We start from the raw sequence: 21,039 nt of genomic DNA on the forward strand, positions 1-21,039 counted from the left end.
GACCTTCCTTACTTCTTCTTCAGTTGCTTGGCGTTGGCGAACAGCGAGGCCATGGCGTTGTTCGCCGGGGCCTGCTCCTGCTGGCGCGGGGCGGCACTGCGCTCGCCACGCGGTGCACCGTTGCCGGGACGACCGCCGCCGCGGGGGCCTTCGGTCTTCTCGCCGGGGGTGTCGCTCATGCGCATGGACAGGCCGACGCGGTTGCGCGGGATGTCCACTTCCATGACCTTCACCTTGACGATGTCGCCGGCCTTGACCACTTCGTACGGGTCCTTGACGAACTTCTCCGACAGCGCGGAGATGTGCACCAGGCCGTCCTGGTGGACGCCGATGTCGACGAAGGCGCCGAAGTTGGTGACGTTGGTCACCACGCCTTCGAGCACCATGCCGGGCTTGAGGTCCTTCAGGCTCTCGACGCCTTCCTGGAACTCGGCGGTCTTGAACTCCGGGCGCGGGTCGCGGCCGGGCTTGTCGAGCTCCTTGAGGATGTCGGTGACGGTGGGCAGGCCGAACTGTTCGTCGGTGAATTTCTTCGGGTCCAGACGCTTGAGGAAGCCCGAGTCGCCGACCAGCGAGCGCACGTCGCGGCCGGTGTCGGCGGCGATGCGCTGCACCAGCGGGTAGGTTTCCGGGTGCACCGCGGAGGCGTCCAGCGGGTTGTCGCCGTTCATCACGCGGAGGAAGCCGGCAGCCTGCTCGAAGGTCTTGTCGCCCAGGCGGCTGACCTTGCGCAGGTCGTCGCGGGTGCGGAACGCGCCGTTGGCGTCACGGTGCGAGACGATGTTCTGTGCCAGGGTGCTGTTGAGGCCGGAGATGCGCGCCAGCAGGGCAGCGGAGGCGGTGTTCACGTCCACGCCGACGGCGTTCACGCAGTCTTCCACCACCGCGTCCAGGCTGCGTGCGAGCTGCAGCTGGGACACGTCGTGCTGGTACTGGCCGACGCCGATGGATTTCGGCTCGATCTTCACCAGCTCGGCCAGCGGGTCCTGCAGGCGACGAGCGATGGACACGGCGCCGCGCAGCGACACGTCCAGCTCCGGGAATTCCTTCGCAGCCAGTTCCGACGCCGAGTACACCGAGGCGCCGGCCTCGCTGACCATGATCTTGGTGCACTTGAGCGCCGGGTATTTCTTGATCAGCTCGGCGGCCAGCTTGTCGGTCTCGCGGCTGGCGGTGCCGTTGCCGATGGCGATCAGTTCCACCTGGTGCTTGGCGCACAGCGCGGCGAGCACGGCGATGGTCTGGTCCCACTGGTTCTTCGGCACGTGCGGGTAGACGGTGGCGGTGTCCAGCAGCTTGCCGGTGGCATCGACCACGGCGACCTTCACGCCGGTACGCAGGCCCGGGTCGAGGCCCAGGGTGGCGCGCGGCCCGGCCGGGGCGGCCAGCAGCAGGTCATGCAGGTTGCGCGCGAAGACGTTGATCGCCTCGGCGTCGGCGCCGTCGCGCAGCTCGCCCAGCAAGTCGGTTTCCAGGTGGGTGTAGAGCTTGACCTTCCAGGTCCAGCGCACCACCTCGGACAGCCACTTGTCCGCGGCGCGGCCCTGGTTGGACACGCCGAAGCGCTCGCCGATCATGATCTCGCACGGGTGCGAGGTGCCCGGCAGTTCTTCGCCGACCTTCAGCGCAACGCTGAGGATGCCCTCGTTGCGGCCACGGAAGATCGCCAGCGCGCGGTGCGACGGGGCGCTCTTGAGCGGCTCGTCGTGCTCGAAGTAGTCGCTGAACTTGGCGCCTTCGGTTTCCTTGCCCGGCACCATGCGTGCGGTGAGGGTGGCGTTGTCCTTGAGGAAGCCGCGCAGGCGGTCCAGCAGGGTGGCGTCCTCGGCGAAACGCTCCATGAGGATGTACTTGGCGCCTTCGAGCACGGCGCGGGTGTCGGCGAAGCCTTTCTCGGCATCGACGAAGCGCGCGGCTTCGCTTTCCGGCGTCAGGCCCGGGTCATTGAACAGCGCGTCGGCCAGCTCGCCGAGGCCGGCTTCCAGGGCGATCTGGCCCTTGGTGCGGCGCTTCTGCTTATAGGGCAGGTAGAGGTCTTCGAGGCGAGTCTTGGTGTCGGCGAGCTTGATCTCGCGGGCCAGTTCCGGGGTCAGCTTGCCCTGTTCCTCGATGCTGGCGAGGATCGCGCCACGGCGGTCTTCCAGCTCGCGCAGGTAGCGCAGGCGCTCTTCGAGCATGCGCAGCTGGGTGTCATCCAGGCTGCCGGTGACTTCTTTGCGGTAACGGGCGATGAAGGGGACGGTGGAGCCTTCATCGAGCAGGGCGACGGCAGCGGCGACCTGCTGCGGTTGAACGCGGCCGGAGGGCAGTGCGGAAAGCTCTTCGGCGATACGGGTGTTAATGCTGTCCATGGATACACCTGACAAGACAATCGAAAACGGGGCGCATGATCTGCTGCGCGTCGGCATAACTGCGTTGAGGCCAACTGAGAAATGCTCATTGACTGCAGTCAACTCCGCTTTCTCAGCCGTCCTCGCCTTGTTCTGCTCTAGCTCGCAAGATCATGAACAGGTACATAAAAGAGCATCTGGACCGGGCTTCCCGGTCATTCGACAGGCCCTGTGACAACGCCCCGCCGCAAAAGCGCCGCATTATACCCGCGACAATTTCACCGGGTGGGCGACTGGTCGGGGAAAAATCTGCTAACAATGGACAAGCCGTGATGCGCGGCTGCTGGGCGATAATGCCCGCCGAATCAGATTCTGGGAGTCTCCATGAGCAACGCTGCCACCCTGCCGGAAGGCGAAAAGATCCTCGTGGTCGATGACGACGCGCGCCTGCGCCGTCTGCTGGAACGCTTCCTCGATGAGCAGGGTTATCGCGTCCGCGCCGTCGAGAACACCGAGCAGATGGACCGCCTGCTGGCCCGCGAGCTGTTCCAGCTGGTGGTGCTCGACCTGATGATGCCCGGCGAGGATGGCCTCTCCGCATGCAAGCGCCTGCGCGAGTCGAACAACCAGATCCCGATCATCATGCTCACCGCCAAGGGCGATGAATCCAGCCGTATCTCGGGCCTTGAGCAGGGCGCCGACGATTACCTGGCCAAGCCCTTCAACCCGCGCGAGCTGCTGGCGCGGATCAAGGCCGTGCTGCGCCGCCAGGCGCCGCTGGTGCCGGGTGCGCCGGCGGGCGAAGACGAGATCGTCACCTTCGGCGACTACGAACTGCACCTGGCCACCCGCGAGCTGAAGAAGGGCGAGGAAGTGCACATGCTCACCACCGGTGAGTTCGCCGTGCTCAAGGCCCTGGTGCAGCACGCCCGCGAGCCGTTGACCCGCGACAAGCTGATGAACCTGGCCCGTGGCCGCGAGTGGGATGCGCTGGAGCGCTCCATCGACGTGCAGATTTCCCGCCTGCGCCGGCTGATCGAGCCCGACCCGTCCAAGCCGCGCTACATCCAGACCGTCTGGGGCGTGGGTTACGTGTTCGTTCCGGATGGCGCTGCGCGCAAGTGATTCAACCCTTGGGGGAGAGTGGCGGCGTTAGCCCGATACCCTCTCCCCCCGCCCTCTCCCTGAAGGGAGAGGGAGCTATCCGTGCCGGCTGGCGCATCAGTTTCAGCCGGTGCCGATCCAGTCCCCTCTCCCTTCAGGGATAGGGCTAGGGAGAGGGGCTCTGCCGGCTCGGTTCGCGATCAAGAGTCGGGTACCTCTCCTGCTACGGTCAGTGCTTCCTGGTAACGCCTTTTTGAAAACACCCCTCTGGTTCCCGCAAAGCTTCTTCGCCCGCACCCTCTGGCTGGTGCTCATCGTCGTGCTGTTCTCCAAGGCGCTGACCCTGGTCTACCTGCTGATGAACGAAGACATGCTGGTCGACCGCCAGTACAGCCACGGCGCGGCGCTGACCGTGCGTGCCTACTGGGCGGCGGACGAGAAATCGCGCGAGGCCATCGCCCAGTCCGCTGGGCTGAAGTGGGCGCCCCACGAGCAGGGGCAGCCGGAGGAAGTGCACTGGCCGTACACCGAGATCTTCCAGCGGCAGATGCGCATGGAGCTGGGCATCGACACCGAGACCCGTCTGCGTATCCATCATCCGTCGATGCTCTGGGTCCGTGCGCCGACCCTGGGTGACGGCTGGATCGGCGTACCGCTCTACCCGCATCCGCTGCGCGGCCAGCAGATCTGGAGTGTGCTGGGCTGGTTCCTCGGTATCGGCCTGCTCTCCACTGCGGCGGCGTGGATCTTCGTGCGCCTGCTCAGCCAGCCGCTCAAGCGCCTGGTCTTCGCCTCCCGCGAGTTCGGCAAGGGGCGCAGCGTGCGCCTGCCGCTGGGGCAGGAAACGCCCAGCGAAATGGCCGAGGTGTACCGCGCGTTCAACCAGATGGCCGATGACGTCGAGCAGGCCGGCCGCGAGCGCGAGCTGATGCTGGCGGGGGTCTCCCACGACCTGCGGACGCCGCTGACGCGTCTGCGCCTGTCGCTGGAGCTGATGCCCGACAGCGACCGCGAGATGGTCGAGGACATGGTCCGCGACATCGAGGACATGGACGCCATCCTCGACCAGTTCCTCGCGTTCATCCGCGATGGCCGCGACGAATCGGTGGAAGAGGGCGATCTCGCCGACCTGATCCGCGAGGTAGCCGACGCCTTCAACCAGAACGGCAATCGCGTGCGCCTGTGCCTGGAGACGCTGCCGCTGTTCCGCTTCCGTCGTGTATCGATCAAGCGCCTGCTCGGCAACCTGATCGAGAACGGCCTGAACCACGGTGGTGGCAAGGTCGAAGTCGCGGCTCACGTGGCCGGCGGCGGTGGCGCGCCCTATGTGGTGCTCAGCGTGCTGGACCGTGGCGCAGGCGTGGATCCGCAGGAGCTGGACAACATCTTCAACCCCTTCTTCCGTGGCGACAAAGCGCGCGGCGGCAAGGGTACGGGCCTCGGGCTGGCCATCGTCAAGCGTATTGCCGAACAGCACGGCGGCAGCATCGAACTGCGCAACCGCGAGGGCGGCGGCGTGGAAGCGCGCGTCTGCCTGCCGTTGGGGCTGCTGCTGCCGCGTGACGCGCACTAATCCCAGCGCAGGGATTTGCCTTCCAGAACCGCCTGGCGCCCATAGGGCCAGGCCCGGTTGTGCGCGCCGTGGCCGCTGGGCAGGCCGTGGTAGAGCGGCACGCCCAGTCGGGCGGCGTACTCGGCGAAGATTTCTTCCAGGCTGTGGGCCACGCCTTTGCGCGGGCAGTCGGTGAAGGTGCCGAGGCAGATCGCACCCAGCTGCGCGCCATCCAGGCTGTTCAGCAGCTGCCAGAGGCTGCGTTCGATGCGGTAATAGGGTTCGCCGACGTCTTCGAGGATCAGGATCGCGCCGTCCGGCACATACAGCGCCCCCGTGGTGCCGGCCATGCAGGCCAGTGCAGTGAGGTTGCCGCCGATCAGGTCGCCCTCCACGGCCGACTTCGGTCCCGCCAGATGCTGCACCGCCAGCTTGCCGGGGCCGCCGGCCAGCACATGGCTGACCGAGGCCAGCGACGCCAGGCGCTCACGCTGCTCGCTGGGCGCGGCGAGCGGCTGCAGGCCAAGGCCGGTGGCGACCATGCCGTGGATCGCCGGCAGGCCCTGGCGGTGGAAGGCGCTGAGCAGGATGGAGATGTCCGAGAAGCCGATCAGCGGGCGCGGCGAGGCGGCCCTGAGGCGCTGCCAGTCCAGCTGCGGGATGAGTTGTCCACAGCCATAGCCGCCACGCAGGCACCAGACGGCGCTGACGTCATCCAGCTCGAAGGCGGTGTGGAAGTCCTCCAGGCGTTGCTCCGGCGTGCCGGCCAGGTAGCGATAGCGCGCGTCGGCGTGCTTGCCCAGGTGGTAGTCGATGCCCTGAACCTCCAGCTGGCGCAGGGTGGCTTCCAGCACCTCCTCGGCAATCGCCGAGGCCGGCGCAACCAGCGCAACGCGGCCCTCGATGGGCGACCAGGTGAGTTCGGCGTGGGGGCGGGGTGCGGGCATGGATGGATTCCGATTACATCAGGAAAAACTTAGGAGCGAGCTTGCTCGCGAATGGTTCAGCGTGACAACGCAGACAGGAGGCTCGCTCCCGTAGGGCGAATAAAGCGGAACGCTTTATCCGCCGTTTGGTGCGCGGAGTGAGGGAAGGTTCGCGAGCAAGCTCGCTCCTACAAAAAGCAATAGCCCCGGCTCACCCCTTGCCTTTGGTGCGCGCCAGATGCGGCCCGCCATTCTTCTCCAGGTACTCGATGATCACTCCGGCGATGTCCTTGCCGGTGGTGGTCTCGATACCTTCCAGGCCCGGCGAGGAGTTCACCTCCATCACCAGCGGCCCGTGGTTGGAGCGCAGGATGTCGACGCCGGCGACGTGCAGGCCCATCACCTTGGCCGCGCGGATGGCGGTCATGCGCTCCTCGGGGGTGATCTTGATCAGGCTGGCGCTGCCGCCGCGGTGCAGGTTGGAGCGGAACTCGCCGGCCGCGGCCTGGCGCTTCATCGAGGCGATGACCTTGTCGCCGACCACGAAGCAGCGGATGTCGGCGCCGCCGGCCTCCTTGATGTATTCCTGCACCATGATGTTGTGCTTGAGCCCCATGAAGGCCTCCAGCACGGACTCGGCAGCCTTCTCCGTCTCGCAGAGGACCACGCCGATACCCTGGGTGCCTTCCAGCAGCTTGATCACCAGCGGCGCGCCACCGACCATCTCGATCAGGTCCGGCACGTCATCGGGGGAGTGGGCGAAACCGGTCACCGGCAGGCCGATGCCCTTGCGCGAGAGCAGTTGCAGCGAGCGCAGTTTGTCGCGGGAGCGGGCGATGGCCACCGACTCGTTGAGCGGGAACACCCCCATCATCTCGAACTGGCGCAGTACGGCGCAGCCATAGAAGGTCACCGAGGCGCCGATGCGCGGGATCACCGCGTCGAAATCTTCCAGCGGCTTGCCGCGGTAGTGGATCTGCGGCTTGTGGCTGGCGATGTTCATGTAGGCGCGGAGGGTGTCGATCACCACCATCTCGTGGCCGCGCTGCTGCCCGGCCTCTACCAGCCGACGGGTGGAATACAGGCGCGGATTGCGCGACAGCACAGCAATTTTCATTGATCACCTGGAAGGGTGGCGGGAACCATGATGAGGGGTTTGTCTTGCACGTAGGTCAGGCCGGGATTGACCACTAGCTGGCCCTGGACCAGAGCCTTGGAGCCTAGCAGCACGCGGTAGCGCATGGTCTTGCGGCAGGCCAGGGTGAATTCGATCGACCAGGCGCGGTCGCCCAGGGCCAGCAGGGTGCGGATCACGTAGCGGGTCTGGGCCTGGCCGTTGGAGCTCTTGATGGTCTTCATCGTCACCACTGGTGCTTCGCAGCGATGGCGGCGCTGCACCTGGGTGCCCAGGTGCGCGACGAAGCGCACCCAGGCCTGGCCGTCGCGCTCGAAGGGCACGATGTCGCTGGCATGCAGGCTGGAAGTGCTGGCGCCGGTGTCGATCTTCGCGCGCAGGCCGACCATGCCCAGTTCGGGCAGGGCGATCCATTCGCGCAGACCAATTACCGACAGCTGGTCGAAAGTCTTCAAGGCTGGTGTCCCCGGCGTTTGCCGGCATTCTAGTCAGGCCGCTTGTGCCCCGCCAGCGGGGCGCGGGGTACACTCTCAGACCCACGTGACGAGGTTGTGAAGTGAGCGAAAAAGACGACGACAAGGTTCGCCTGGACAAGTGGCTGTGGGCGGCGCGCTTCTACAAGACCCGCTCCCTGGCCAAGGAAGCCATCGACGGCGGCAAGGTGCATTGCCGGGGCGAGCGCTGCAAGCCGGGCAAGGAGCCCAGGGTCGGCGAGGAGTACGTGATCCGCACGGGCTTCGACGAACGCACCGTGGTGGTCAAGGCGCTGTCCATGGTGCGGCGTGGCGCGCCCGAGGCACAGCTTCTGTATGAAGAAACCACCGACAGCGTGAAGCGCCGCGAGGACGCTTCGGCCATGCGCAAGGCGGGCGCGCTGGGCGTGCAGACCGACGGGCGGCCGACCAAGAAACAGCGCCGTCAGCTGTTCAGCTTCCGCGATCAGGAATGATCGACCGGCGAGGGCCGCAGGCGCCTCGCCGGGATCGGTCGCGCGTCAGGCCGCGACGACGCTCAGGCGATTGAGCAGCGGAATCTTCGCCGCCAGGCGGAACAGCGGGTCGGTCCAGCGCACCAGCGCGGCGCTGCCCTTGGCGGCGAACGGGGTGAAGCAGCTCCAGGCCAGCGCCACCAGGGCCATCTGCACGCCGCCGATGTAGTCGTCCTGGCCCCAGTGCGCGCCGGCCACCAGGCGCGGCAGCATGAACAGCAGCGCCAGGCCCCAGATCACGACCCACTGCAGGGCGGTGCGGGCGAACAGGGTGAGGAACAGCGCCCAGATCAGCAGCACCGAGGCGTGGTCGCCGGGGAAGCTGCGGGCGGATTCGTCCTTCACCTCGAAGGGGGTGTCTTCCCACTGCGGGAAGAAGTGCTCCAGGCGAACGGCGTCCGGAGCCAGGGTCGAGATGCTGGCGTGCTGCCAGCCCAGCTTGTGGGCGATCTTGGCATAGAGAATCCGTACCACCACCAGCACGACGGCCGCGCATAAAAAGCCGAAGGTCGCCGCGCGGACCTGGGTCGCCTTGAAGATCCAGTCGCCACGGATCATCAGCAGCAGCAGGATCACCCCCACCAGCAGGTCGAACGGTCGGGTGCTCGCCACCGCCCAGGTCAGGCGCCAGGCTTCGTTGGTCGCCAGCGGCTGGTTGAGCAGGCTGAACAGGCTGAAATCGAACAGGTCCATCGCGCTGCGAGTGGGCTCCCAGAGCCACAGCAGGAGCAGGACGACCGCCATCAGGTGGCAGGCGATAAAGGGCTTCCAGGACCAGGTGGCTTGGAACGGCGTGGTTTTGTCCATAAAATCGATACCCCCTTACGGAACCACCCGAATATGGGTGGGTGCTGCAAAGCGCGCTTTATAGGCCTTTGCCATCAACTTGTCATTTATTTGTGCCTATCGCAGCGTTGTGCCCAGCATGTCCCAGATCGATCAAAGTCAGCGTTTCCTGTTCGACAACACCGATGTCCGTGGTGAGCTGGTGGAGCTCGACCGCAGCTTCGCCGAAGTGCTGGCCAAGCACCCCTACCCGCAGCCGGTCGCCCAGTTGCTGGGAGAAATGCTAGCCGCCGCCGCGCTGCTGTGCGGCACCCTGAAGTTCGACGGCCTGCTGGTGCTGCAGGCGCGCTCCAGCGGCGCCGTGCCACTGCTGATGGTGGAATGCTCCAGCAACCGCGAAGTGCGTGGCCTGGCTCGCTACGACGCAGACGCCATCGGCGATACCGCCGGCCTGCCGGAGCTGATGCCGGAGGGCGTACTGACCCTCACCGTCGATCCGAAGAACGGCAAGCGCTACCAGGGCATCGTGCCGCTGGAGGGCGCGACCCTGGCCGACTGCCTGTCGACCTACTTCGCCACTTCCGAACAGCTGCCGACCCGCTTCTGGCTCAACGCCGACAGCCGTCGCGCCCGTGGCCTGCTGCTGCAGCAACTGCCGGCCGATCGCCAGCGCGACGCCGAGTCGCGCGAAGCCAGCTGGCAGCACGTCAGCACCCTGGCCGATACCCTCACCGCCGAGGAGCTGCTGGGCCTGGCCAACGCCACCGTGCTGCACCGCCTGTACCACGAGGACGACGTGCGCCTGTTCGATCCGCAGCCGCTGGTGTTCCGCTGCAGCTGCTCGCGGGAACGCTCGGCCAATGCGCTGGTCAGTCTTGGGCAGGAAGACGCCGAGCGTCTGCTGGCCGAGGAAGATGGCGAGATCGTCATCGACTGCCAGTTCTGCAATGAGCGCTATCGCTTCGACGGCTCCGACGTCGCCCAGTTGTTCTCGGGCGGCGGAAGCGCGACGCCGTCAGAAACCCGCCATTGATTGCTTCGATTTGTCCGATAGCCGAACCAATGGCGCTCTCGCCAGATCAGAGGCTGCACGAGAACAGTTCTTTTCTGGCATAATCCCGCGACTTTTTTCCGCGGTAGTGGGAATCAGAAGTCACTACGCAATGTTTGGAGGACTCGGCTTCGGCCGACGGGGACCCACATGACGCAAGCCAATAAAGCCGTTTACACCGATATCAGCGTTGCCCAACTGGTGGAAGAAGCCATTCGCCGCGGCGAAGGCGAACTCGCCGACAACGGCTCGCTCGTGGTGAAAACCGGCCACCGCACCGGCCGTTCGCCTGCCGACCGTTTCATCGTCGAAGAGCCGGGCAGCAAGGATTCCATCGCTTGGGGCGCCATCAACCGTCCGTTCCCGGCCGACAAGTTCGATGCCCTGTGGGACCGTGTCCAGGCCTTCAATGACGCCCAGGACCATTTCGTTTCCCACGTCCATGTAGGGTCGGCCCACGACCACTACCTGGCCGTGAAGATGACCACCGCCACCGCCTGGCAGAACCTGTTCGGCCGCGCGCTGTTCATCGAGCCCGAGCAGTACAATCCGGCCGGCCGCGAAGAGTGGCAGGTTCTCAACGTCGCCAACTTCGAGTGCGTGCCCGAGCGTGACGGCACCAACTCCGATGGCTGCGTGATCCTCAACTTCGCCCAGAAGAAGGTGCTGATCGCCGGCATGCGCTACGCCGGTGAAATGAAGAAGGCCATGTTCGGCGTGCAGAACTACCTGCTGCCGGAAAAAGACGTGCTGCCGATGCACTGCGCCGCCAACATCGGCGAAGAGGGCGACGTGACCCTGTTCTTCGGTCTGTCGGGCACCGGCAAGACCACCCTGTCCGCCGACGAAAGCCGCTACCTGATCGGCGACGACGAGCACGGCTGGGGCGAAGGCGTTGTCTTCAACATCGAAGGCGGCTGCTATGCCAAGTGCATCGACCTGTCCGAGAAGAACGAGCCGGTCATCTGGAAAGCCATCAAGTTCGGCGCCGTGCTGGAAAACGTCGTCCTCGACGAAAACCGCACTCCGGACTACGCCGATGACAGCCTGACCCAGAACTCCCGCGCGGCCTACCCGCTGGAGAACGTCGAGAAGCGTTCCGAGCAGAACCTCGGCGGCGAGCCGAACGCCGTGATCTTCCTGACCTGCGACCTGACCGGCGTTCTGCCGCCGGTGTCGATCCTGAACAATGAGCAGGCGGCCTACCACTTCCTGTCCGGCTACACCGCGCTGGTCGGTTCCACCGAAATGGGTTCGGGCGGCGGCATCAAGTCGACCTTCTCCACCTGCTTCGGCGCACCGTTCTTCCCGCGCCCGGCCGGCGTCTACGCCGAGCTGCTGATCAAGCGCATCAAGGCCTTCGGTTCCAAGGTCTACCTGGTCAACACCGGCTGGACCGGTGGTGGCTACGGCGTCGGCAAGCGCTTCAACATCCCGACCACCCGTGGCGTGATCGCCGCCATCCAGAGCGGTGCTCTGATCGGCGCCGAGACCGAGCACCTGGACATCATCAACCTGGACGTGCCCAAGGCCGTTCCGGGCGTCGACACCGTCCTGCTCAACCCGCGCAACACCTGGGAAGACAAGGCTGCCTACGACGAAGCCGCCAAGGGCCTGGCCACCAAGTTCATCGACAACTTCCAGAAGTTCGACGTGAGCGACGCCATCAAGAACGCCGGCCCGCAGCTGTAAGCGCGTCCGTTCTGGAAAGAGCCGCCTTCGGGCGGCTTTTTCATTTGCACCTGGGAACGGTCCTGCTCTGAGGTGTTCTTCGTAGGAGCGAGCTTGTGACCTACAGGGATGTAGGGAATGCCGTTATCCGTAGGGAACGGGTTCGGCCTCGCGAACAGCCCAACTCCGGTTCGCGAGCAAGCTCGCTCCTACAAAAGCAGTTCCTAGGCTGGGTGGACGCCCATGAAAGGAGTTATCCCCATGCACGACACCCTCGAACGCGTCTTCGGCTTCCGCCAGTTCCGTCCTGGCCAGGAGGCGGCGGTCAGTGCGGTGCTGTCCGGGCGCTCGGCGGCGGCGATCTTCCCTACCGGCTCGGGCAAGTCGCTGTGCTACCAGTTGCCGGCGCTGCTGCTGCCGCACCTGACCCTGGTCATTTCGCCGCTGCTGGCGCTGATGCAGGACCAGCTCGCCTTCCTTGCCCGCCACGGCATCGCCGCCGCCAGCATCGACTCGGCGCAGAGTCGCGAGCAGACCGCGCAGACCATGGCCCGTGCGCGCAGCGGCGAGCTGAAGGTGCTGATGATCTCGGTGGAACGCCTGAAGAACGAGCGCTTCCGCAACTTCATCAGCGAGGTGCCGATTTCCCTGCTGGTGGTGGACGAGGCGCACTGCATTTCCGAATGGGGCCACAATTTCCGCCCCGACTACCTGAAGCTGCCGGACTACCAGAAGCAGTTCCGCATCCCCCAGGTGCTGCTGCTCACTGCCACCGCGACGCCGGCGGTGATCGCCGACATGCGCAGCAAATTCGCCATCGCCGAAGCCGACGTGGTCACCACCGGCTTCTACCGCGCCAACCTCGACCTGCAGGTGGAACCGGTAGCCAGCGCCGCCCGCCGCGCGCGCTTGGTGCAGTGGCTGGGCGAGCGCGCCGGGCAGCCGGCCATCGTCTACGTCACCCAGCAGAAGACCGCCGAGGAAGTCGCCGCGCACCTGGCGGAACGCGGCATTCCCGCCTGCGCCTACCACGCCGGAATGGAACACCCGGAGCGCGAGGGCATCCAGCGCCGCTTCATGGAAGGCCGGCTGAACTGCATCGTCGCCACCATCGCCTTCGGCATGGGCATCGACAAGAGCAACATCCGCCAGGTGGTGCACTACGACCTGCCCAAGTCGCTGGAGAACTACAGCCAGGAGATCGGCCGCGCCGGGCGTGACGGCCAGCGTTCGGAATGCCTGGTGCTGGCCAACCGGGACAGCCTCAACGTGCTGGAGAACTTCGTCTACGGCGACACGCCCGAGCGCGAGGGTATCCGCAACGTACTGGAAGAGATCCGCCAGGCGCCGAATGGCCAGTGGGAAACCATGCTGGTGCCCCTGTCGGACCAGTCGAACATCCGCCAGTTGCCGCTGAAGACGCTGCTGGTGCAGCTGGAGCTGCGCGGCATCATCGCCCCACGTTTCGCCTATTTCGCCGAATATCGCTACAAACTGAATATCGATTCCGCCGAGCTTCTGAGTCATTTTCAGGGCGAGCGGCGGCAGTTCGTCGACGCCATCCTCACCACCTCGGCCCGCGCGAGGACCTGGGCGACCCTGGATTTCGACACCCTCTACAGCCGCCACGGCGCCGAGCGTGCGCGGGTGGTGAAGGCGCTGGACTACTTCCAGGAGCGCGGTTGGGTGGAGCTGGAGAGCAAGCAGATGACCGAGGTCTACTCGGTTCGCGATGCCTCCTTCTCTGTGGATGAGTTGAGCGAAGAGCTGCACCGCTACTTCAAGCGCCACGAGGAAAGCGAGATCGCCCGCATCGGCGCCATGCTCGAGCTGCTGGGCAGCTCGGAGTGCCTGAGCTGGCGCCTTGCCCAGTACTTCGGCGACCAGTTGGCGCCGCGCCAGTGCGGGCACTGTTCGGTCTGCGCCGGCCATGTCGCCCGGCTGCCGGAGCCGCCCGCGCTGCCGGCGCTGGACGGCCAGTCGCTGCACAGCCGCTGCGCCGCCTTCCTGGAGAAGTACCGCAGCGCCCGAGGCCTTGCGCCCAGCGCCGACTGCGTGACGCGCTTCCTCTGCGGCATCAGCGTGCCGGCCTTCACCCGCATGAAGGCGCGCACGCTGCCGGGCTACGCGACGCTGGAGGACTACCCCTACGCCCAGGTCCGCGACTGGGTACAGGCGCAACTGTGACCGCCTGAAGACGCCGGCGCCACGCACGACTAAAGGTCGGCGTGATGCCGGCGGGGCTCCTTGTAGGGTGTGGAATGAGCATTCCCGCCTAGAGTGAGGGACTGTTGACGCTTCGCCACGGCCGCGACGAAACCCAATTTCGCGCAGGTGGAGTGCCGACTACAGTAGTGGTGTTTCCTTTTCCTGCCGAGTTGAGCGGTCTGCGCAAAATTCGGTTTCGTCCCTTCGGGTTGCGCGGCAAATCACGCCATGCGTCGTTGCGGGACTAGGCAAGGGACCACCATTGCCGGCGTCCCGCGTCTAGCCTGGCGTGATTTGTCGCGGCAACGCGGCTCGCGCCGAAACATCAACAGTCCCTCGGGCGTTGCAGCAAGGAGCCCCCACGCATGTCCACCGAGCATCTGGATGTACTGATCATCGGCGCCGGCCTGTCCGGCATCGGCGCCGCCTGCCACCTGCAGAAGCAGTGCCCCGGCAAGTCCTACGCCATCCTCGAAGGCCGCGAGGCCATGGGCGGCACCTGGGACCTGTTCCGCTACCCGGGCATCCGCTCCGACTCGGACATGTACACCCTGGGCTACAACTTCAAGCCCTGGACCGAACCCAAGGCCATCGCCGACGGCCCGTCGATCTTGAGCTACATCCGCGAGACCGCCCGCGAGTACCGCGTGGAGGACAAGGTCCGCTACCGCCACCGCGTGCTCAAGGCCGACTGGGACAGCGCCAGCGCGCGGTGGAACCTCGTCGTACAGCGCGGCGACGAGGCGGAGCCGGTACGCATGAGCGCACAGTTCCTCTTCATGTGCACTGGCTACTACCGCTACGACGCCGGCTACACCCCGGACTTCGCTGGGCGCGAGAGCTTCGCCGGGCAGGTCATCCACCCGCAGCTGTGGCCGGAGAACTTCGACTACAGCGGCAAGCGCATCGTGGTGATCGGCAGTGGCGCCACCGCCGTCACGCTGATTCCCTCGCTGACCGACAAGGCCGCCCACGTCACCATGCTGCAGCGCTCGCCGTCCTATGTGATCACCTTGCCGGCGAAGGACCCGATCTCCAACTTCCTGCGCAACTTCCTGCCGGAGAAATGGGTGTACCGCCAGGCGCGGGCGCGCAACGTGACCATGCAGATGATCTTCTTCATGGCCTCCAAGGCGTTCCCCGGCGCGGTGCGCAAGTTGATGCTCAAGCTGGCGAACCTGCAGCTGGGCAAGGATTTCGACATGCGCCACTTCAGTCCGCGCTACAAGCCGTGGGATGAGCGCGTGTGCTGCGTGCCGGATGGTGACCTGTTCAAGGCCCTGCGCCAGGGCCGCGCCTCGGTGGTCACCGACCATATCGAGCGCTTCACCGAGAAGGGCATCCTGCTGAAATCCGGGCAGGTGCTGGAGGCGGACGTGATAGTCACCGCCACCGGGCTGGACCTGGTGATGTTCGGCGGCGCCGAGCTGGCCATCGACGGCAAGCCGTTCGACGTGACCCAGAGCATGGGCTACCGCGGCATCATGCTGCGCGATCTGCCCAACCTCGCCGCCATCGTCGGCTACACCAACGCCAGCTGGACGCTCAAGGCCGACCTCTCCAGCGAGTACTTCTGCCGCCTGATCAACCACCTCGATGCCGTCGGCATGCGCCAGTGCACGCCGCGCCAGACCGCTGGGTCGGTGAAGGAAGAACCCTTCCTCAACCTCAATTCCGGCTACATCCAGCGCGCCGCCGACCGCATGCCCAAGCAGGGCGACCGCACGCCCTGGAAGCTCTACCAGAACTACGCGCTCGACCTCGCCCTGCTGCGTTTCGGCAAGGTCGAGGATGGCTATCTCGCCTTCACCTCGCCCAGGCAGCGCCAGGCCGCGGCGGCACCGGTGGAAGCGCTGGAGAGCTAGTCCTCGGAGTGCCCGTCATTGGCGGCGGGCGCTCGATCCATCAGCTAATCGTATAAACATTATCGATACGCCGCTCTGCAACGGGGCGGCCTCTCGGCTTACCATGCGCGCCATTCCCGCCCATGCCAGCCAGAGGATTTTCCATGCTGATCGAAGACGCCATCCGCAGCCGCCGTTCCATTCGTGGTTTCGACACTTCCTACGTGATGAGCCGCGAGGAGAAGGACGACCTGCTGCAACAGGCGCTGCTCGCTCCCACCTCGTTCAACCTGCAGCACGTGCGGCTGGTCGAGGTCAGCGATCCCGAGCTGCGTGCGCAGATTCGCGCAGCCGGCTGGGACCAGGTGCAGATGACCGACGCATCGATGCTGGTGATCGTCTGCGCGCAGGTCGACAGCTGGGAGCAGAACGCCGAGCGCGTGTGGGACGGCGCCCCGGTGGAAGTGAAGAACTACATGGTCGGCGCCATCGACGGCTACTACCGCGACAAGCCGCAGACCCAGCGCGACGAAGCCATGCGCAGCAGCGGCCTGGTGGCCCAGACCCTGATGCTCGCCGCCCGCGGCCGCGGCCTGGACAGCGTGCCGATGGTCGGTTTCGACTTCGACGCGGTGGCCAGGCTGATCAACCTGCCGGCCAACCATGCCATCGGCCTGATGATCGCCGTGGGCAAACAGGCGGTGGAAGCCCGGCCGCGCATCGGCCGCCTGCCGCTGGACGAGACGATCGTTCGCGATCGCTTCTGATCCCGATGAAACGCGCCTCCGGGCGCGTTTTCTTTTGCTCCTCGTAGGATGGCGTGCCTCCTGTTATTCCGGAGCGGAATCCACTATCCGCTCGATCAGCCACTGCAACGCCGTATCCCGCTCGCGCTGGGCGAGATAGACCAGCTCCAGGTGGAACTGCCCGACGTCGAACGGCAGCTCCAGCACCTGCAGCGGCAACAGTTGGGCGAAATGCGCCGCCAGCCGCGTCGGCAGCACCGTCAGCAGATCCGTGGTCGCCACCAGATGCGCCGCCTGCAGGTAGTTCGGCGTGGTGTAGGCGATCTGCCGTTTCAGTCCCTGGCTGGCCAGCCACTGGTCGACCATGCCCTTGGTCTGCCCGCCGGAAACCCACAGGTGCCGCTGGCCGAGGAAAGTTTCCAGATCGATCCCACCGTCCACCTGCGGATGTCCCCGCCGGGCCAGCAGGCGCAGCGTTTCGCTCGCCCATGGGCGACGCTGGAAACGCGCCGGCAGCTCTTCGAAGCGGCCCAGCACCAGGTCGAGATTGCCCTTGTCCAGCGCTTCGGCCGGCAGCGTCGGCGTCAGGTGCTGGATGCTCAGGCCCATGCCAGGCGCCGCGCTGCCCAGACTTTCGAGCAGGGGCGGCATGCACAGCGCTTCCACATAGTCGGTCAGCGCCAGGGTGAAGCGCTGGCGGCTGCGCGCGGGGTCGAAGGTGTCGCCGCCGGCCAGGCTCTGGCCGATGCGCTGCAGGGCGTCGCGGATCGGCGCTTCCAGTTCCAGCGCCCGTGGCGTTGGCTGCATCGCCCGGCCGACGCGCACCAGCAGCGGATCATCGAGCAGTTCACGCAGGCGGTTCAGCGCGTTGCTCACCGCCGGCTGGCTCAGCGACAGGCGTTCCGCCGCGCGCGAGACGTTGCGTTCGCGCAGCAGCGCATCCAGCACCCGCAGCAGGTTGAGGTCGAACGTATTCATATTCATCGGCTGAATGCCACTTATCACAACTCAAAATTTCAAAAATAGTACTGCCTTCCCTAAGGTGTGTGGTCTTCAATCGAGCGTTTCAGGCTGACAAGAGGAACAACATGAGCCAGAACATCCGCATCGCCAGCGCCGCCGTCATCGGCGCCGGCACCATGGGCCGGGGCATTGCCATGTGCCTGGCGAACGCCGGCGTGCAGGTCCTGTGGCTGGACAACAACCCGCAGATGCTCACCCAGGCGCTTGGCGCGGTGGCCGACACCTACGCCCACAATGTGCGCCAGGGCCGTATCGACGAGGCTGAAGCCGCCCGCCGCCGTGCGCGCATCTCCCAGGCGGCGAACTACGCGGCGATCCGCGAAGTGGACCTGGTGATCGAGGCGGTGTACGAGAACCTGGAGCTCAAGCAGTCGATCTTCCGCGAGCTGGATGCGGTGCTGAAACCTTCGGCCATCCTGGCCTCCAACACCTCCTACCTGGACGTCGACGCCATCGCCGCGGTGACCTCGCGGCCGTCCCGGGTGCTCGGCCTGCACTTCTTCAGCCCGGCGCACATCATGAAGCTGCTGGAGATCGTGCGCGGCGCGAAGACCGCTCCTGCCGTGCTCGAAGCGGCCCTGGATCTGGGCGAGCGCATGGGCAAGGTCAGCGTGGTGGCCGGCAACTGCCACGGTTTCATCGGCAACCGCATGCTGGAGAAGTACGTCCAGGAATCGCGCCGGCTGATCCTCGAAGGTTCGCTGCCGCATCAGGTGGACGCGGCGATCCAGGGTTTCGGCTTCGCCATGGGGCCGTTCCGCATGTTCGACGTGGTCGGCATTGACCTCGAATGGCGCGCCCGCGAGCTGGCCGGCAAGGGCCAGGATGCGCCGACCGTGCAGGTGGACAACCGCCTGTGCGAGATGGGCCGCTTCGGCCAGAAGTCCGGCAACGGCTTCTACCACTACGAGCCGGGCAGCCGCCAGGCTGAGCACGACCCGGAAGTGGACGCACTGGTGCTGCGCGAGTCCGAGCGTCTGGGCTACGCCCGCCGCGACATCGGCGCCGAGGAGATCCTCGAGCGCTGCCTGCTGGCGCTGGTCAATGAAGGCGCGAAGATTCTCGACGAAGGCATCGCCTCCACCAGCGCCGACATCGACACCGTTTACCTCAATGGTTATGGCTTCCCGAAAGACAAATCCGGCCCAATGACCTGGGCTGACAGTCAGGGCCTGCAGAGCGTGCTGGCGCGCCTGCGTGACCTGGCCGGCGAGCACGGCGCGCACTGGCAGCCGGCCGCGCTGATCGAGCGCCTGGCCGCCGCCAATGGTCGCTTCGCCGACGTGAAACAGGAGCACTGAACATGAGTTACCAGGCACCCCTGCGCGACATGCGCTTCGTCCTCCACGAGCTGTTCGACGTCAGCGCCCACTGCGAGCTGCTGGGCAATGGCCTCGACCGCGAGCTGATCGACGGCGTGCTGGAAGAAGGCGCGCGCTACACCGGCGAAGTGGTCGCCCCGCTGAATCGCAACAGCGACGAACAGGGCGCGACCCTGCTCAATGGCGAAGTCACCACCCCGGATGGCTTCCGCGAGGCCTACCAGCAGTACTGCGACAACGGCTGGGCGAGCATGACCGGCCCGACCGAGTTCGGCGGCCAGGGCTTCCCGCAGATGGTTGCGGCCAGCTTCCACGAGATGCTGATGGCCGCCTCGCTGTCCTTCCGTGTCTATTCCGGTCTCACCGAAGGCGCGGTCCTGGCGCTGTACAAGCACGGCGCGGCGGAGCTGCAGCGCGACTACCTGGCGAAGATGGTCAGCGGCGTGTGGAGCGGCACCATGTGCCTCACCGAGCCCCAGGCCGGCACCGACCTGGCCCTGCTGCGCACCCGTGCCGAACCGCAGGCGGACGGCAGCTACCGCGTCAGCGGCAGCAAGATCTTCATCAGCGGCGGCGAGCAGGACCTCTCCGAGAACATCGTCCACCTGGTGCTGGCGCGCCTGCCGGATGCACCGGCCGGGGTGAAGGGCATCAGCCTGCTGCTGGTGCCCAAGTTCATCGCCAACGCCGACGGCACGCCGGGTGCGCGCAACTCCCTGAGTTGCGGCGCCATCGAGCACAAGATGGGCATCAAGGGCGCGTCCACCTGCGTGATGAACTTCGACGGCGCCACCGGCTGGCTGATCGGCCAGGCCAACCAGGGCCTGGCGTGCATGTTCACCATGATGAACGACGCGCGCTTCCAGGTCGGCCTGCAGGGCTTAGGGATAGCCGAGCGCTCCTGTCAGGGCGCGCTGGCCTATGCCCGCGAGCGCCTGCAATCGCGCGCGCTGACCGGTGCGGCCGAGCCGACAAAGGCTGCCGACCCGATCATTGTCCACCCGGACGTGCGGCGCATGCTGCTGACCCAGAAGACCCTCACCGAGGGCTGCCGGATGATTTCCGCACTCTGCGCCCGCGAGCTGGACCTGGAGCACGGCCACCCCGAGGCGGACGGCCGCAAGGCCGCGAGCAAGCGCGCGGCGCTGCTGATCCCCATCGTCAAGTCGTTCTTCACCGACGTCGGCCAGGAGGTCTCCAGCCTCGGCGTGCAGGTCTACGGCGGCCACGGCTACATCCGCGAGTGGGGCATGGAACAGCTGATGCGCGACAGCCGCATCACCCAGATCTACGAAGGCACCAACGGCATCCAGGCGCTCGACCTGATCCGCCGCAAGCTGCTGGGCGATGGTGGTACCGAGCTGAACGCGCTGATCGGTGAACTGGCGGCGGTCTGCGAAACCGTCGGCGCGCGCACTGAACTGGCTGGTCTCGCGGAAACCGTCCGCCAACGCCTGCTGGAATGGCGCAGCCTCACCAGCGAAGTGATCGCCGCCTGCCAGCGCGACCCACAGGAAATCGGCGCCACCTCGGTGGACTTCCTGCAGTACTGCTCCTATGTGCTGCTCGGTGGTCTCTGGCTGCAAGCCGCTGGCGTGGCCCAGGCGAAGCTGGCGGCCGGCGAGGGTGACGCGGACTTCTACCGCGCCAAGCTCGCCAGCGCCGAGTTCTACGTCAAGCGCATCCTGCCGCGCGCCAGCATGCACCGCGAGGCCCTGCTGGGCGGCGCGGGCTGCCTGATGGCGCTGGACGCGGAGCACTTCGCGTTCTGATGCGGGAGTAAAGAAAAACGCCGCGCCGGGGAACCGGGGCGGCGTTTTTCGTTGCGCGGCTTGGGACTCAGGCGCGCTCCCACACCTCGAACGCATAGGCCGGCGTCTCGCCTTCGGCATCGTGCTCGATGCTCGACGCCAGGTGCCACTGGCTTTCGTTCACTTCGGGGAAGTGCGCATCACCGGCCGGGCTCAGGCCCACGCGGGTCAGGTAGAGGCGTTCGGCGCGGCCGAGGGCTTCGCCGTAGAGCTGGGCGCCGCCGATCAGCATCAGCTCGTCGGCTTCCTCGTCCCTGGCCCATTGCTCGGCGCGCTCCAGGGCGGCGTCGAGGCTGGTGAAGACTTCCGCGCCTTCGAGCGTGAGGCCCGCCTGGCGGGTCACCACGATGTTCAGCCGGCCCGGCAGCGGCCGGCCGAGGGAGTCCCAGGTCTTGCGGCCCATGATCACCGGCTTGCCCAGGGTCATCGCCTTGAAGTGCTTGAGGTCCTGCGGCAGGTGCCAGGGCAGGCGGTTGTCCACGCCGATCACGCGGTTCTCGGCAAGGGCGGCGATCATCGCCAGGGGCAGTGCTTGGGTCATC

17 protein-coding genes are annotated in these 21,039 nt (G+C 66.2%); 10 read left to right on the plus strand and 7 right to left on the minus strand.

Annotation, left to right across the window (positions count from 1 at the left end):
• Positions 1-8: 8 nt before the first annotated feature.
• Positions 9-2,351 carry a Tex family protein gene (locus J2T47_RS14185; RefSeq protein WP_253447721.1) on the minus strand — a complete coding sequence of 781 codons (2,343 nt, stop codon included), beginning with the start codon at positions 2,349-2,351 and terminating at the stop codon, positions 9-11.
• A gap of 363 nt (positions 2,352-2,714) precedes the next feature.
• On the opposite strand from J2T47_RS14185, the gene ompR reads away from it, so the two are divergent.
• Together ompR and J2T47_RS14195 are read left to right on the plus strand one after the other, a co-directional pair.
• On the plus strand, positions 2,715-3,455 hold the full coding sequence (gene ompR / locus J2T47_RS14190) for an osmolarity response regulator transcription factor OmpR (RefSeq protein ID WP_024762186.1): 741 nt from the start codon (positions 2,715-2,717) through the stop codon (positions 3,453-3,455).
• Between the two features lie 232 nt (positions 3,456-3,687).
• A complete protein-coding gene (locus tag J2T47_RS14195) occupies positions 3,688-5,007 on the plus strand; it encodes an ATP-binding protein (protein WP_253447724.1) in 1,320 nt (439 codons plus the stop codon).
• Here the strand turns inward: J2T47_RS14195 and J2T47_RS14200 are convergent.
• From J2T47_RS14200 to J2T47_RS14210, 3 genes are all read right to left on the minus strand, one after another.
• On the minus strand, positions 5,004-5,933 hold the full coding sequence (locus J2T47_RS14200; protein ID WP_253447727.1) for a S66 peptidase family protein: 930 nt from the start codon (positions 5,931-5,933) through the stop codon (positions 5,004-5,006). The two genes, J2T47_RS14195 and J2T47_RS14200, sit on opposite strands and share 4 nt — an antisense overlap.
• A gap of 190 nt (positions 5,934-6,123) precedes the next feature.
• Positions 6,124-7,029 (minus strand): 30S ribosomal protein S6--L-glutamate ligase, encoded by a 906-nt coding sequence (rimK, locus tag J2T47_RS14205; protein ID WP_045215639.1) that lies wholly within the window; start codon positions 7,027-7,029, stop codon positions 6,124-6,126.
• Positions 7,026-7,436 (minus strand): ATP-dependent zinc protease, encoded by a 411-nt coding sequence (locus J2T47_RS14210; RefSeq protein ID WP_253448160.1) that lies wholly within the window; start codon positions 7,434-7,436, stop codon positions 7,026-7,028. Before J2T47_RS14210 ends, rimK begins: the two co-directional genes overlap by 4 nt.
• A 167-nt stretch (positions 7,437-7,603) precedes the next feature.
• On the opposite strand from J2T47_RS14210, the gene J2T47_RS14215 reads away from it, so the two are divergent.
• Positions 7,604-7,996 carry an RNA-binding S4 domain-containing protein gene (locus tag J2T47_RS14215; protein WP_253447730.1) on the plus strand — a complete coding sequence of 131 codons (393 nt, stop codon included), beginning with the start codon at positions 7,604-7,606 and terminating at the stop codon, positions 7,994-7,996.
• Positions 7,997-8,041: 45 nt separating this feature from the next.
• Here J2T47_RS14215 and J2T47_RS14220 read toward each other — a convergent pair whose 3' ends face one another.
• Complete coding sequence (locus J2T47_RS14220; protein WP_253447733.1) at positions 8,042-8,842, minus strand: phosphatase PAP2 family protein; 801 nt, start codon at positions 8,840-8,842, stop codon at positions 8,042-8,044.
• Positions 8,843-8,960: 118 nt separating this feature from the next.
• Here J2T47_RS14220 and hslO point away from each other — a divergent pair, with 118 nt between their 5' ends.
• The 5 genes from hslO to J2T47_RS14245 all read left to right on the plus strand — a co-directional run bounded on the left by hslO (position 8,961) and on the right by J2T47_RS14245 (position 16,362).
• Complete coding sequence (gene hslO / locus J2T47_RS14225) at positions 8,961-9,854, plus strand: Hsp33 family molecular chaperone HslO (RefSeq protein ID WP_253447736.1); 894 nt, start codon at positions 8,961-8,963, stop codon at positions 9,852-9,854.
• Between the two features lie 168 nt (positions 9,855-10,022).
• Positions 10,023-11,564, plus strand: coding sequence for a phosphoenolpyruvate carboxykinase (locus tag J2T47_RS14230; RefSeq protein WP_253447739.1), 1,542 nt, complete (start codon positions 10,023-10,025; stop codon positions 11,562-11,564).
• Positions 11,565-11,804: 240 nt separating this feature from the next.
• The gene (locus J2T47_RS14235; RefSeq protein ID WP_253447742.1) at positions 11,805-13,730 is read left to right on the plus strand and encodes a RecQ family ATP-dependent DNA helicase; all 1,926 of its coding nucleotides are present in this window, start codon (positions 11,805-11,807) and stop codon (positions 13,728-13,730) included.
• A 386-nt stretch (positions 13,731-14,116) separates the two neighbouring features.
• On the plus strand, positions 14,117-15,616 hold the full coding sequence (locus J2T47_RS14240; RefSeq protein ID WP_253447745.1) for a flavin-containing monooxygenase: 1,500 nt from the start codon (positions 14,117-14,119) through the stop codon (positions 15,614-15,616).
• 143 nt (positions 15,617-15,759) lie between these two features.
• The gene (locus J2T47_RS14245) at positions 15,760-16,362 is read left to right on the plus strand and encodes a nitroreductase family protein (RefSeq protein WP_253447748.1); all 603 of its coding nucleotides are present in this window, start codon (positions 15,760-15,762) and stop codon (positions 16,360-16,362) included.
• 63 nt (positions 16,363-16,425) lie between these two features.
• Here the strand turns inward: J2T47_RS14245 and J2T47_RS14250 are convergent, their stop codons facing one another.
• The gene (locus J2T47_RS14250) at positions 16,426-17,325 is read right to left on the minus strand and encodes a LysR family transcriptional regulator (protein WP_253447751.1); all 900 of its coding nucleotides are present in this window, start codon (positions 17,323-17,325) and stop codon (positions 16,426-16,428) included.
• Between the two features lie 104 nt (positions 17,326-17,429).
• Between J2T47_RS14250 and J2T47_RS14255 the strand changes: the two genes are divergently transcribed.
• On the plus strand, positions 17,430-18,665 hold the full coding sequence (locus J2T47_RS14255) for a 3-hydroxyacyl-CoA dehydrogenase (protein ID WP_253447754.1): 1,236 nt from the start codon (positions 17,430-17,432) through the stop codon (positions 18,663-18,665).
• A 2-nt stretch (positions 18,666-18,667) separates the two neighbouring features.
• The gene (locus J2T47_RS14260; RefSeq protein ID WP_253447757.1) at positions 18,668-20,458 is read left to right on the plus strand and encodes an acyl-CoA dehydrogenase C-terminal domain-containing protein; all 1,791 of its coding nucleotides are present in this window, start codon (positions 18,668-18,670) and stop codon (positions 20,456-20,458) included.
• A gap of 67 nt (positions 20,459-20,525) precedes the next feature.
• Here J2T47_RS14260 and J2T47_RS14265 read toward each other — a convergent pair whose 3' ends face one another.
• On the minus strand, positions 20,526-21,038 hold the full coding sequence (locus J2T47_RS14265; RefSeq protein ID WP_253448163.1) for a dihydrofolate reductase: 513 nt from the start codon (positions 21,036-21,038) through the stop codon (positions 20,526-20,528).
• Between the last annotated feature and the right edge of the window lies 1 nt (position 21,039).

This window comes from Pseudomonas nitroreducens, from assembly GCF_024170165.1.
In the GTDB taxonomy this organism is placed as follows: domain Bacteria; phylum Pseudomonadota; class Gammaproteobacteria; order Pseudomonadales; family Pseudomonadaceae; genus Pseudomonas; species Pseudomonas nitroreducens_C.